Raw genomic sequence first — 13,734 nt, 5'->3', positions numbered from 1 at the left:
GGGTCAGAGCCCTTCGTCGGCGGAGATCGTTCGTCCGGGAGCGGTGCCGGATGCCCGCTCGGCATCGATGGCGTGTTGCAGAATGATAACGGCTGCCGCTTGGTCGATGATGGGACGCTGCTTCCGGGTTGACTTGCCCGCGGATCGCAGGTGCTGCTGCGCGCTGACCGTCGACATCCGCTCGTCGACGAGCCGCACCGTCGCCCCGGCCTCCGCGAGGCGGCCGGCGAAGCCGACCGCGTCGTCGGTCGACGCCGTGGCGGCGCCCGACAGCGAGAGCGGATTGCCGACCACGAGCTCGATCGCCTCGTACTCGGCCGCGAGCTCGAGCACGCGGCGCACGTCGGCGTCGCCGTCCGTGCTGCGGGCGACGGTCTCGACCGGCACGGCGAGGATGCCCGAGGGATCGCACCGGGCGACGCCGATGCGGGCCCGGCCCACGTCGATGCCGAGTCGTGCGCCGGGCCGCAGCGTCATCGCGCGATCGCCGACCCGGCCGCCTCGAGCGCCGACGGGATGGCCGCGAGGTCGGTTCCGCCTCCCTGCGCGAGGTCGGGCTTGCCGCCGCCTCCGCCGCCGAGCGCCGACGCCATGGCCTTGGCGATCGCACCGGCGTTGGCGCCGGCATCGCGGGCCGCCTCGGTCGTCGCGGCGATGGCGAGCGGCTTGCCGCCGACCTCGGCCGCGAGGGCCACCACGGCCGCGGCGTCGCCGAGGCGGGCGCGGACGGAGGTCGCGAGCGAGCGGAGTTCGTCGCCCGAGCCGAGCCGGCCGACCGCCTGGATCACGACGAGCAGGTCGCCCCGCCGCTCCGCCTTCGCGGCGAGTTCGGGCACGCGGTCGTTCAGGGCCTTTGCCTCGAACTGCTGGATGCGCTTCTCCGCGGCCTTGAGGCTCGAGACGAGCTCGCCGACGCGGTCCACGAGCAGCTCGGGACGCGTCTTCAGCGTCGAGGTGAGCTCGTTCACGAGCGCACGCTCGGCGGCGAACCGGCGGAACGCGTCCTGGCCGACGAGTGACTCGACGCGGCGGTTCGACGCGCCGACGGACGACTCGCCGACGATGTTGATCATGCCGATCTCGGCGCTCGTGGCCACGTGGGTTCCGGCGCAGAGCTCGCGCGACCAGGGACCGCCGATGTCGACCACGCGCACGACGTCGCCGTACTTCTCGCCGAACAGCGCCATGGCGCCGATCGCCTTCGCCTCGTCGATCGGCATCTCCCGGGTGACGACCTCGAGGTTCTCGCGCACTGCGTTGTTCGCGACCTCCTCGATCTCGCTCCGCGTCGACGCGGACAGCGCCTGGTTCCAGCCGTAGTCGAGCCGGAGGTACCCGGCCTTGTTGAACGAGCCGGACTGGTGCGCGTGGGGGCCGAGGACCTCACGCAGCGCGGCGTGCACGAGGTGGGTGCCCGAGTGGGCCTGCGTCGCGCCGCGGCGGTACGCCTCGTCGACGACCGTGGTCGCCGGCACGCCGACGCCGACCTCGCCCGAGGTCACCTTCACCGTGTGGCTGATGAGGCCCTTGACGGGCTTCTGCACGTCGAGCACCTCGAGCTCGAAGCCGTCGCCGACGATCCGGCCCTGGTCGGGGGCCTGTCCGCCGGACTCCGCGTACAGCGACGTCTCGGCCAGCACGACCTCGGCGGTCTGCCCCTGGCCCGCTCGGGTCGCGGGCCGGCCGTCGACGAGGATGCCGAGCACCGTCGAGTCGGTCGTCAGGTCGGTGTAGCCCGTGAACACGGTCTCGCCCCTGGCTCGCAGGTCGGCGTACACCGAGAGGTCGGCGAGGACCTTCTTCTTCGACTTCGCATCGGCCTTCGCGCGCGAGCGCTGGTCGGCCATGAGCGTGTCGAACGCATGGCGATCGACCGAGAGCCCGGCCTCCTCGGCCATCTCGAGGGTGAGCTCGATCGGGAAGCCGTAGGTGTCGTGGAGCAGGAACGCGGTGTCGCCGGCCAGCCGGTCGGACCCGGAGCCCTTGGTGCTCGTCACCGCCTGGTCGAGGATGGCGGTTCCCGCGCTCAGGGTGCGCAGGAAGGTCTCCTCCTCGCCGAGCGCGAGCTGCTCGATCTGGCGGTAGTTCGACTCGACCTCGGGGTAGGCGGCCTTCATCGCGTCGCGGGACGCCGCGAACAGCTGCCGGAAGGTCGGGCCCTCCACGCCGAGCAGCCGCATGGCGCGGATGCTGCGTCGCAGGAGGCGGCGCAGGATGTACCCCCGGCCCTCGTTCGAGGGCGTCACGCCGTCGCTCATGAGCATGAGCGCGGAGCGGACGTGGTCAGCGATGACGCGCATGCGCACGTCGTCCTCGTGGTCGGCGCCGTACCGACGACCCGAGAGCTCGGATGCCGCGTCGAGGACCGGACGGACCTGGTCGATCTCGTACATGTTGTCGACGCCCTGCTTGATGAAGGCGACGCGCTCGAGCCCCATGCCGGTGTCGATGTTCTTCTTCGGCAGCTCGCGGACGATGCGGAAGTCCGTCTTCGACTTCACGTCGTCGATCAGGTACTGCATGAAGACGAGGTTCCAGATCTCGACGTACCGGTCGTCGTCGGTGGCCGGACCGCCGTCGATGCCGTAGGCGGGGCCGCGGTCGAAGAAGATCTCGGAGCACGGTCCGGCGGGCCCGGGCTGGCCGGTGTGCCAGTAGTTCGTGTCCTTGCCGAGTCCCTGGATCCGGTCGTCCGGGAGACCCGCGACCCGGCGCCAGATCTCACGTGCCTCGTCGTCGTCCTCGTAGACGGTCACCCAGAGGTCGGCCGGGTCGAATCCGTACCCGCCGTCCGCCTCGGCGCCGGTCAGGAGCTCCCACGCGAACGCGATCGCCCCCTCCTTGAAGTAGTCGCCGAACGAGAAGTTCCCGTTCATCTGGAAGAACGTGCCGTGACGCGGCGTCTTCCCGACCTCTTCGATGTCGTTCGTGCGGATGCACTTCTGCACGCTCGTAGCCCGGTCGTACGGAGCGGGGACGACGCCCGTGAGGTACGGCACGAACGGCACCATGCCCGCCACCGTGAACAGCAGCGAGGGATCGTCGGAGACGAGCGAAGCCGACGGCACGACCGTGTGGCCTCGCGCGGCGAAGAAGTCCAGCCAGCGCTGGCGGATCTCGGCAGTCTGCATGGTTCCGTTCTGGTTCAGGGGGATGGTGGAGCGGCCCGCCGTCCGGCGGGCGAGGAGCGACGCGGGCCGGTCAGGCCTGCTCGGCGGCGCGAAGCTCGGCTTCGCGGGCGTGGTACCCCTCGGCGACCGCGCGACCGAAGGCGCGCGCCTTGGCGTCGAGGCCGGCGAAGAACTCGCGACCCTGCGCGGTGCGGTTGACCTGGTGCGCGACGGCGAAGCCCGTCACGACGCCGACGGCGAACCACAGGATGCTCTTCACGTCTCACTCCTCGATCGGGTCGGGCCCTTGCCGTGCGGTCTGCACGCATCACCCCAGTCTAGGGCGTGCGACGGCGGTCCCGCCGGGTACGACGAACGGGGCCGCGGCGAACCGCGACCCCGTTCGATGCACTGCCGACTAGCGGGCGGCGTAGTACTCGACGACGAGCTGGACGTCACAGGTAACGGGGACCTCGACGCGCTTCGGGCGACGCACGAGCTTCGCCTGGAGCTTGTCGAGCTCGACCTCGAGGTAGCCCGGGACCTTCGGGAGCACGTCGACGTGACCGCCGGCGGCCGCGACCTGGAAGGGCTCGGTGCCCTCGGAGCGCTGCTTGACGCCGATGACCTGGCCGGGCTTCACGCGGAACGACGGGCGGTCGACGATCTTGCCGTCGACGGTGATGTGACGGTGCACGACGAACTGGCGGGCCTGCGAGATGGTGCGGGCGAAGCCGGCGCGGAGCACGAGCGCGTCGAGGCGCATCTCGAGGAGCTCGACCAGGTTCTCACCGGTCAGGCCGTCGGTGCGGCGGGCCTCGTTGAAGGCGATGCGGAGCTGCTTCTCGCGGATGCCGTACTGGGCGCGGAGGCGCTGCTTCTCGCGGAGGCGGACCGCGTAGTCGGAGTCCTGCTTGCGCTTGGTGCGGCCGTGCTCGCCGGGGGCGTACGGGCGCTTCTCCATGTACTTGGCGGCCTTCGGGGTGAGGGCGACGCCGAGCGCGCGGGAGAGGCGGGTCTTGCTTCGGGACTGGCTGGTCACGATGTCCTTTCGGAGGATTCTCGAACGGTGTGGTTCCGGGCGCGCGGAGCGCCGGAAAGACTTGTCAGAGGGGTTCGCCACGGGCGGACCGGCTACAGGTCGCGCCCTTCGCCGTGGAAACCGCGCAGCCGCACGCGAGAATCTGGCTTCAGGCCAACGGAAATGCTACCACGCCCGGCGCATCAGCGCTCGCCGCGCACGATGCGCCGGAGCTTCGCCAGGCGCGCCGAGACGTCGCGCTCGTTGCCGTGCTCGGTCGGCGTGTAGTAGGTGGCACCGCGGAGCGGGTCGGGCAGGTACTGCTGCGGGACCACGCCGATCGGGTCGTCGTGCGGGTAGGCGTACCCCTTGCCGTGGCCGAGTCGCTTCGCCCCCGGGTAGTGGGCGTCTCGAAGGTGCTTGGGCACGCGGCCGGCCTTGCCGGAGCGGACGTCGGCGATCGCCCGGTCGATGCCGACGTACGCCGCGTTCGACTTCGGCGCCGTCGCCAGGTGCACCACGGCCTGCGCGAGCGGGATGCGACCCTCGGGCATGCCGATGTACTGCACCGCGTCGGCGGCGGCGACGGCGACCCCGAGGGCCGTCGGATCGGCCATGCCGATGTCCTCCGACGCCAGCACGATGATGCGCCGGGCGATGAACCGGGGGTCCTCCCCCGCCTCGATCATCCGAGCGAGGTAGTGGAGGGCGGCGTCCACGTCGCTGCCCCGCACCGACTTGATGAAGGCGCTGATGACGTCGTAGTGCTCGTCGCCGTCGCGGTCGTAGCGCAGCAGCGCCCGGTCGACGGCGCGCGCCACGGTCTCGGCCGTGATCACGGCGCGGGACGCGCCCTCCGGCCGCTCCGCCGCGTCGTCGCGGGCCGGGCCGTCCTCGGCCTCGGCCGGGTCGCTCGTCGACCCGGTCTCGGCGGCGGCGGACAGCGACGCGGCCTCCAGCGCGGTGAGCGCGCGCCGGGCGTCACCCGAGGCGAGCCGGACGATCGCGGCCCGGGCCTCGGGTTCGAGCACGACCCGCCCGCCGAGCCCGCGCGGGTCCTCGACGGCGCGGTCGACGAGCATTGCGAGGTCGTCGTCTGCCAGCGTCTCGAGCGTGAGCAGGAGCGATCGGGACAGCAGCGGCGAGATCACCGAGAACGAGGGGTTCTCGGTCGTCGCGGCCACCAGGATGACCCACCCGTTCTCGACCCCGGGCAGCAGCGCGTCCTGCTGCGCCTTGGTGAACCGATGGATCTCGTCGAGGAACAGGACCGTCGAGACCCCGTAGAGATCGCGGTTCGCCCGCGCCTCCTCCATCACCTGCCGGACGTCGCGCACACCCGCGGTGACCGCGGACAGCTCGACGAACTTGCGCCCGGACGAACGCGCGATCGCCTGGGCGAGGGTGGTCTTCCCCGTTCCGGGCGGCCCCCAGAGGATCACCGACACGGCGCCCGACTCGCCCGTGCGATCGGCGGCGAGGGCGACCAGGGGCGATCCGGGCGTCAGGAGGTGCCGCTGCCCCGCGACTTCGTCGAGGCTCCGGGGGCGCATGCGCACCGCGAGCGGCGTCGCGCCCGATCGCAGGCCCGTGGCCGTCTCCACCATGACCTCCAGCGTAGCCGCGGCATCCGACAGCCCCTCCGGCACCGTCGCCAGGCGCGGATTCGCACCGCCGCGCCGGCGTTGCGTAGAGTTCCGTCGCAGGATCCCCCGAAGGAGCAGCGTGGCAACGAACGACCGTCAGGCGCGCGAGGCGCGCTCTCGACTGCGCACCTACCAGGCCCGGCAGGAGGTGCACGCGCGTTCCGTCCGCCGTCGCCGGCGCGACAACGTGATCGCGGTCGTCGCCCTCGTGGTCGTGCTCGCCCTGGCCGTCACCGCCCAGCTGCTCTACTTCAGCGGCGGTCCCGGGGCCCCGGCGGCGGACGCCGAGCCGACGCCGACGCCGTCATCGGCCCCCGTGCCGTCGGCCGACCTCGCCGGCGACCGCACCTGGGTCGGCGCACTGACCCTGAACGACGTGGAGCTCTCGATCGAGCTCGATGGGGCCGCCGCACCGCAGGCGGTCTCGAGCACGGTCAGCCTCGTCGAGTCCGGCTTCTACGACGGCCTCACCTGTCATCGCCTCACGACCGAGGGCATCTTCGTCCTGCAGTGCGGCGACCCGAACGGCGATGGCACCGGCGGCCCCGGGTACAGCTACGGTCCCATCGAGAACGCCCCGGAGGACGGCGTGTACCCGGCGGGCACCATCGCGATGGCGCGTCAGTCGGGCGACGCCGAGAGCCAGGGCAGCCAGTTCTTCATCGTCTACGAGGACACGACGCTTCCGGCGGATGCCGCGGGCGGCTACACCGTGATCGGCGAGGTGACCGCCGGGCTCGATGCGCTGCGCGCCGGCATCACCGACTTCGGCGCGGTGGACGAGGCGCCCGACGGGGCACCCGTCCGGCCCGTGAGCATCACGTCGTTCGACGTGGAGTGACCGGCGCCATCGGGCCGACGGCGACCGACCACGATTCCGACGGTGCAATAGGCTTGATGCCGTCATCCGCCGCGCACGCGGCATCCGACCGACGACAGGGTGAGTCCGTGACCGATTCAGCACAGCAACCGTGGGGCCGCGTCGACGAGACGGGCACCGTCTTCGTGCGGACCAGCGAGGGCGAGCGCGAGGTCGGGCAGTACCCCGACGCGACGCCCGAGGAGGCGCTGGCGTACTTCGAGCGCAAGTACGCCGACCTCGCGGGCGCGGTGACGCTGCTCGAACAGCGCGTGCGCCGCGGCGCCCCGGCCGCCGACGTGGCCAAGGCCGTCGCGACCCTGCAGTCGAACGTCGCCGACGCCCACGCGGTCGGCGACCTCGAGTCGTTGCAGCGTCGGCTCGAGGCGCTCTCCGGCACGACGCAGGAGCTGACCGCTCAGCAGCAGGCCGAGGCGAAGGCGGCGGTCGAGTCGGCCATCGCCGAGCGCACCCGGATCGTGGAGCAGGCCGAGGCCCTGGCCGCGCAGGACCCCGCCAAGACGCAGTGGAAGCAGACGAGCGCCGAGCTCGACTCGCTGTTCGCGGCATGGCAGAAGCACCAGCATGAGGGTCCGCGGCTCCCGAAGGGCGAGGCCAACGAGCTGTGGAAGCGATTCCGCGCGGCCCGCTCGACCATCGAGCAGCACCGCAAGGCGTTCTTCGCCGAGCTCGACGCCGCGCACCGCGACGTGCGGCAGCGCAAGCAGCGTCTCATCGAGCGCGCCGAGGCGCTGGCCCCGCGCGGGGCCGACGCCGTCGGCGACTACCGTGCGCTGCTCGACGAGTGGAAGCAGGCCGGCCGCGCTGGCAAGAAGGTCGACGACGCGCTCTGGGCGAAGTTCAAGGCCGCTGGCGACGTGCTCTTCCAGGCCAAGGCCGAGGTGGACGCGAAGGACGACGAGGAGTACCGCGCGAACCTGGAGCAGAAGCTGGCGCTGCTCGACGAGGCCGACGCGCTGCTCTCATCCAAGGACCCGAGGGCGGCACGGACCACCCTGAACGGCATCCAGCGCCGCTGGGACGAGATCGGTCGCGTGCCCCGCGACCAGGTGCGGACCGTCGAGGACCGCCTGCGCAAGGTCGAGAACCACGTGCGCGCCCTGGAGGACGAGCGCTGGGAGCGCGAGGACCCGGAGAAAAAGGCGCGGTCCGAGGGGATGCTCGGCCAGCTCAACGACGCGATCGCGAAGCTCGAGTCGGAGCTCGCCGACGCCGAGGCCTCCGGCGACCGGAAAGCCGCTGCGGCCGCCCGCGAGGCGCTCGACGCCCGCCGCGCCTGGCTCAAGGCCGTCGGGGGCTGACCGACCGGTCCACGCTCCGCGCGAACGACGCCCGGTTCTCCACAGCGGAGGCCGGGCGCCGGCGCGTCGACCGCGGACCCGGCAGCATGGGCGACATGGCTCGACTGCCCGCGGTCCTCGGCGTCCGCGACCTCCCACTCGCCGAACTGTGCGCCGCCCGCCTCGACGGCGAGGTCGTGGCCGTCGGCCGGGGCTGGTGCCCGGTCGACGAGCCGGACCTTCCCGAGCTCCGCGCGGCCGCGATCGCTCCGCGGTCGTCGCCGCTGCTCATCGTGGAGCGCCGCTCCGCAGCATGGGTGCACGGGGTGCTGCCCGCGCCGCCGCTCGTCTCGGAGTACTGCGTGCCGTACGCCGCACGGAGCACGACACGGCTCGACCCCGCGTCACGGGTCCGCGAGGTCGCGATCGACGACGACGACGTGACGCTCATCGGCGGGGTCCGGTGCACGACCCGGCTGCGGACGGCCTACGACCTGCTCCGCGACGCGATGATCGACGACGACGCGGTGGTCGCGATCGTGCACGCCCTGCTCGAGGCGGAGGTCGCGCTCGAGCCCCGCCTGCGTCAGCGCATCCACGACGCCCACCGGCTCCCGCACAAGGCGCGTGCTCTCGACCGGCTCGAGGCGGCGTCGCGTCAGCCGTCGTTGACGCGGTACACGTCGTAGACCGCGTCGATACGGCGGACCGCATTGAGCACGCGGTCGAGGTGCGTGGTGTCCCCCATCTCGAACACGAACCGGCTGATCGCGAGGCGATCGGTGGAGGTCGAGACGTTCGCCGAGAGGATGTTGACGTGGTGCTCAGAGAGCACGCGGGTCACGTCGGAGAGGAGACCGGCCCGATCGAGCGCCTCGATCTGGATCTGCACGAGGAACACGCTCTTCGAGCTGGGCGCCCACTCGACGTCGATCATGCGCTCGGGCTCGCGCAGGAGCGACTGCACGTTGTGGCACGCGGCCTGGTGCACGGACACCCCCGCTCCGCGCGTGATGAACCCGACGATCTGGTCGCCCGGGACCGGCGTGCAGCAGCGTGCGAGCTTGACGAGGATGTCGGGCGCGCCGCGCACCAGCACGCCGGAGTCGCTGTTGCGCGGGAGCGTGCGCGACCGCGTCGGAAGCGGGAGGGCGGGCTCCTCGACGTCGTCCTCGTCCTGGACGAGGGCCAGGACCTTCTCGATCACCGACTGCGTCGAGACGTGGCCCTCGCCCACGGCCGCGTACAGCGCCGAGACGTCCTCGTAGCGGAGCTGCGCGGCGACCTCGGCGAAGGAGTCCTGGCTCATCAGCTTCTGCAGCGGGAGGTTCTGCTTCCGCATCGCTCGCGCGATCGCATCGCGGCCCTGCTCGATCGCCTCGTCGCGACGCTCCTTCGTGAACCACTGGCGGATCTTGCTGCGTGCACGGGGGCTCTTGACGAAGTTGAGCCAGTCCTTGCTCGGGCCGGAGTCGGGGTTCTTGGACGTGAAGACCTCGACCACGTCGCCGCTGGAGAGCTCGCTCTCGAGCGGCACGAGTCGCCCGTTCACCTTGGCGCCCATGGTCCGGTGCCCGACCTCGGTGTGGACGGCGTACGCGAAGTCGACCGGGGTCGCGCCGGCCGGCAGGCCGATCACCCGTCCCTTCGGGGTGAAGACGTAGACCTCCTTGGCGCCGATCTCGAAACGCAGGGAGTCGAGGAACTCGCCGGGGTCGGCCGTGTCGGCCTGCCAGTCGGAGATGTGGGCGAGCCACGCCATGTCGGCGTCGTCGCGCCCGGAAGCGGCCCCGGCGCCGCCCGCGGCCATCCGTTCCTTGTACTTCCAGTGGGCCGCCACGCCGTACTCGGCCCGCTGGTGCATGTCGTGCGTACGGATCTGGATCTCGACCGGCCGGCCCTTCGGCCCGATCACGGTCGTGTGCAGCGACTGGTAGAGGTTGAACTTCGGCGTGGCGATGTAGTCCTTGAACCGTCCGGGAACCGGAGTCCAGCGCGCGTGGATGGAACCCAGGATCGCGTAGCAGTCGCGCACCGAGTTGACCAGCACCCTGATCCCGACGAGGTCGTGGATGTCGTCGAAGTCGCGGCCCCGCACGATCATCTTCTGGTAGATCGAGTAGTACTGCTTCGGGCGGCCGACGACCTTGCCGCGGATCCGGGCGGACTTGAGGTCGTCCGAGACGAGGTCGATGACCGACTGCACGTACTCCTCGCGCTGCGGCGTCCGCTGCTTCACGAGGCTCTCGATCTCGGCGTAGAGCTTCGGGTAGAGCACGGCGAACGACAGGTCCTCGAGCTCCCACTTGATCGTCTGGATGCCCAGGCGGTGCGCGAGGGGCGCGTAGATCTCCAGCGTCTCGGTGGCCTTGCGCGACGCCGAGGCCGCAGGGACGAAGCCCCACGTCCGTGCGTTGTGCAGCCGGTCGGCGAGCTTGATGATGAGCACGCGGATGTCCTTGGACATCGCGACGATCATCTTGCGGACCGTCTCCGCCTGCGTCGAATCGCCGTACTTGACCTTGTCGAGCTTGGTGACCCCGTCGACGAGCATCGCGATCTCGTCGCCGAAGTCGGCGCGCAGCTGGTCGAGCGTGTACGAGGTGTCCTCGACGGTGTCGTGCAGCAGGGCCGCCGCGACCGCCTTCGACCCGATGCCGAGATCCGCCAGGATCTGCGCGACCGCGATGGGATGCGTGATGTACGGCTCGCCGCTGCGGCGCTTCTGCCCTTCGTGGGCCCGTTCGGCGACGGTGTACGCACGCTCGATGAGGGCGACGTCGGCCTTCGGATGGTGCATCCGCACCGTCCGGAGGACCGAATCGATCGCGCCGGACGGGACGGCCTTGGAGAAGATCCGAGGCACGAGACGGCGCAGCGACGCCGTCGAGTTGGTCCCCGCCTCAGTCATGCCGCCCCCACCTCCAGACTGCAATTATCACCGCTCCAGCGGGGTACTTGCGCACTCGGTGCGCTTCGACCCGGTCTAGGTGGCGGCGACGACCTCCGTCGAGCCCGTGAGACCGGCGCGCTCGCGCTCCTTCAGGACGCGCTGCTCGTGCCGCTTGATCGCCGGCTCGCCCTCGCGCAGCTGCGAGTAGAGCGGTGCGGCGATGAAGACCGTCGACCAGGTGCCGACGATGATGCCGATCAGCAGTGCGAGCGAGATGTCCCGCAGCGTGTCGGCTCCGAGCGCACCGGCGCCGATGAAGAGGATCGCCGCGACCGGCAGCGCCGCCACGACGCTGGTGTTGATGGAACGGACGAGCGTCTGGTTCACCGCGAGGTTGACCGACTCCGCGAAGGTCCGACGGGACTCCTCGCCGTCCTCCGCCGTGTTCTCGCGGATCTTGTCGAAGACCACGACGGTGTCGTAGAGCGAGTAGCTGAGGATGGTCAGGATGCCGATCATGGCCGCAGGCGTGACCTCGAATCCGACCGCCGCGTACACGCCGGCGGTGAGCAGGAGGTCGCCGAGCAGCGAGAGGATCGCCGCGACGGACATCTTCCAGGTCCTGAAGTACAGCGCCATGACGATCCCCGCGAGGAGGAGGAACGCGAGCAGGCCGAGGATGGCCTGGCGTGTGACGTCGGCGCCCCAGCTCGCGCCGATGAACGACGAGGTCACCTCGGCGCGATCGACGGAGTAGGCGTCGGCCAGCGCCACGACGAGCTGCTCGGACTCGGCCTTCTCGAGCTGCTCGGTCTGCACGCGAACGCCCTCGTCGCCCACGATGGTGACGCGCGCGACGGTTCCCGGCGCGATCTCCTCGACGGCGGCGATCGCCGGATCCTGGGTCGCCTCGGCGACGCCCGCGATCTGGAACTGCGACCCGCCACGGAACTCGATGCCGAAGTTGAAGCCGCGGAACACCATCACCAAGACGGAGAGGATGAGCAGCACGGCCGCGATGGTGTACCACTTGCGCCGGCCGCCGACGAAGTTGAACGAGCGCTTGCCCGTGTAGAGGTCGTTGCCGAACGTGGTCAGGCGGTTGGCCATCAGGACTCCTTGCTCTCGCCGGCGCCCACGGTGGCGTCGACCTGGGCCGCCTTGCGCTCGGCGATGGTCTGGCGCCGCTGCGCCTCGCGCGAGCTGGACGCGACCTTGCTCGCCGGGACGGCGACGGGCTTGCGGAACTGCGCGCGACCGCGGTACACGGCGCCGAGCGCCTTCGGGTCGAGACCCGACCACGGGTGACCGCTCGAGAAGAACCGGGTCTGCGCGAGCAGTTGCAGCATCGGGTGGGTGAACAGGATCACGACGATGACGTCGATCACGGTGGTCAGACCGAGCGTGAAGGCGAAGCCGCGGACGCTGCCGACCGCGAGGATGAACAGCACGATCGCCGCGAGCAGGTTCATGCCCTTCGAGGACAGCACGGTGCGCAGCGCGCGCTTCCAGCCCGCCTCGACGGCGCCGACGAGCGGACGGCCGTCGCGGAGCTCGTCGCGGACTCGCTCGAAGTACACGATGAAGGAGTCGGCCGTGAAGCCGATCGCCACGATGAGGCCGGCGATGCCGGCGAGCGACAGTCGGTACCCCTCCCGCCAGGACAGGATCGTGATCGTGAGGTAGGTGACGATGCCCGCGATGATGAGCGACGCGATCGTGACCGATCCGAGCAGTCGGTACTGGAACAGGGTGTAGATCACGACCAGTACGAGGCCGATGAGGCCCGCGACCAGGCCGGCCTGCAGCTGGGCCGTTCCGAGGGTGGCCGAGATCGTGTCGGAGGACTGGACCTCGAAGCTGATCGGCAACGCGCCGAACTTCAGCTGGTCGGCCAGCGCCTTCGAGGACTCCTGCGTGAAGCTGCCGGTCACCTGCGGGCGACCGTCGGTGATCACGCCGTTCATCTGCGGCGCAGAGAGCACGGCGCCGTCGAGCACGAACGCGAACTGGTCGCGCGGAGTCTGGCCGTTCAGGGCGAAGAGGCGCTGGCTGACGTCGGCGAACTGCTCCGCACCGCGCTCGTTGAAGACGATGTTCACGGCCCACTGGCCGGTCGTCGCGCCGGTCTGGGTCTGCACGGTGCCGTTGGTCGCGTCGACGATGTCCTCGCCGCTGACCTCGACGGGCCCGAGGATGTACTTCACGGTCCGACTCGCGTCGCAGGTGACGAGCGGCTCGTCGGCCGGGGCGACGTTGGCGCCGCTCTCGTCGATCGTGGCGCAGTCGAAGGTGTCGAACTCGTCCTGCAGCGCGGGCGTGATCCAGGCCGGGTCGCTCGCGTCGGTCGGCTCCGCGGTCGGGGTCGCCTCGGGCTCCTCTGCGGCGTCCTCCGTCGGCTCCGGCGACTCGGTCGGGTCGATCGACTGGTTCGTCGCGGCGTCGGCGAGCAGCACCGGCCGGAGCTCGAGCTTGGCCGAGGACTCGATGCGGGCCCTCGTCTGCTCGTCGAGCTCGCCCGGGATCGCGACGACCACGTTCTGGCCGCCCTGGGTGTTGATCTCCGCCTCGGAGACGCCCGACGCGTCGACGCGCTGGCGGATGATCGCCACCGCCTGGTCGAGCTGCTCCTGGGAGACGGACTCGCCGTCGGCCACCGACGGCTCGAGGATGATCTGGGTGCCGCCCTCGAGGTCGAGCGCGAGCTTCGGGGTCCACGACCCTCCGCCCCAGATCACGCCCGCGGCGTTGATGCCGAAGAGCGCGACGATGAGGACGCCGAGCCAGGTGAGGGAGCGCCAGGCCTTGCGGACGGGCGTGGGTCGCGAGGACCGCTTCGATGGTGCAGCCACGTGTTCTGCTTTCTGTGCAGGAGCCCGCGCAGCATCGCGCGGGCCGAGCGTA

General features: G+C 70.9%; 11 protein-coding genes. 3 read left to right on the top strand and 8 right to left on the bottom strand.

The genetic code is table 11. From position 1 onward, the window contains the following. Positions 1-3: 3 nt before the first annotated feature. From ruvX to ACUY4T_RS01980, 5 genes are all read right to left on the bottom strand, one after another. A complete protein-coding gene (ruvX, locus tag ACUY4T_RS02000; RefSeq protein WP_446017213.1) occupies positions 4-477 on the bottom strand; it encodes a Holliday junction resolvase RuvX in 474 nt (157 codons plus the stop codon). Then, entirely contained in the window at positions 474-3,131 is a 2,658-nt protein-coding gene (gene alaS, locus ACUY4T_RS01995; protein ID WP_446017212.1) for an alanine--tRNA ligase, read from the bottom strand. The genes ruvX and alaS overlap by 4 nt, the downstream gene beginning before the upstream one ends. Positions 3,132-3,201: 70 nt before the next feature. Beyond that, a complete protein-coding gene (locus ACUY4T_RS01990; protein ID WP_446017211.1) occupies positions 3,202-3,390 on the bottom strand; it encodes a hypothetical protein in 189 nt (62 codons plus the stop codon). Between the two features lie 138 nt (positions 3,391-3,528). Beyond that, the gene (rpsD, locus tag ACUY4T_RS01985) at positions 3,529-4,152 is read right to left on the bottom strand and encodes a 30S ribosomal protein S4 (protein WP_446017210.1); all 624 of its coding nucleotides are present in this window, start codon (positions 4,150-4,152) and stop codon (positions 3,529-3,531) included. Positions 4,153-4,334: 182 nt separating this feature from the next. Then, positions 4,335-5,738: a replication-associated recombination protein A gene (locus tag ACUY4T_RS01980; RefSeq protein ID WP_446017209.1), complete on the bottom strand. Its 1,404-nt coding sequence runs from the start codon at positions 5,736-5,738 to the stop codon at positions 4,335-4,337. 118 nt (positions 5,739-5,856) lie between these two features. Here ACUY4T_RS01980 and ACUY4T_RS01975 point away from each other — a divergent pair, with 118 nt between their 5' ends. The 3 genes from ACUY4T_RS01975 to ACUY4T_RS01965 all read left to right on the top strand — a co-directional run bounded on the left by ACUY4T_RS01975 (position 5,857) and on the right by ACUY4T_RS01965 (position 8,626). Beyond that, a complete protein-coding gene (locus ACUY4T_RS01975; RefSeq protein WP_446017208.1) occupies positions 5,857-6,618 on the top strand; it encodes a peptidylprolyl isomerase in 762 nt (253 codons plus the stop codon). Between the two features lie 107 nt (positions 6,619-6,725). Then, positions 6,726-7,958 carry a DUF349 domain-containing protein gene (locus ACUY4T_RS01970; RefSeq protein WP_446017207.1) on the top strand — a complete coding sequence of 411 codons (1,233 nt, stop codon included), beginning with the start codon at positions 6,726-6,728 and terminating at the stop codon, positions 7,956-7,958. 95 nt (positions 7,959-8,053) lie between these two features. Next, positions 8,054-8,626: a type IV toxin-antitoxin system AbiEi family antitoxin gene (locus ACUY4T_RS01965; RefSeq protein ID WP_446017206.1), complete on the top strand. Its 573-nt coding sequence runs from the start codon at positions 8,054-8,056 to the stop codon at positions 8,624-8,626. Here the strand turns inward: ACUY4T_RS01965 and ACUY4T_RS01960 are convergent. The 3 genes from ACUY4T_RS01960 to secD form a co-directional block, all read right to left on the bottom strand. Continuing rightward, a complete protein-coding gene (locus ACUY4T_RS01960; RefSeq protein ID WP_446017205.1) occupies positions 8,596-10,848 on the bottom strand; it encodes a RelA/SpoT family protein in 2,253 nt (750 codons plus the stop codon). The genes ACUY4T_RS01965 and ACUY4T_RS01960 overlap by 31 nt on opposite strands. 75 nt (positions 10,849-10,923) lie before the next feature. Beyond that, the gene (gene secF / locus ACUY4T_RS01955) at positions 10,924-11,940 is read right to left on the bottom strand and encodes a protein translocase subunit SecF (protein ID WP_446017204.1); all 1,017 of its coding nucleotides are present in this window, start codon (positions 11,938-11,940) and stop codon (positions 10,924-10,926) included. Beyond that, positions 11,940-13,682: a protein translocase subunit SecD gene (gene secD, locus ACUY4T_RS01950; RefSeq protein WP_446017203.1), complete on the bottom strand. Its 1,743-nt coding sequence runs from the start codon at positions 13,680-13,682 to the stop codon at positions 11,940-11,942. Before secD ends, secF begins: the two co-directional genes overlap by 1 nt. Positions 13,683-13,734 lie beyond the last annotated feature (52 nt).

The organism is Agromyces arachidis (assembly GCF_052805135.1).
Note: the sequence above shows the minus strand (reverse complement) of the source record. Positions and strands in the feature narration are given on the sequence as shown.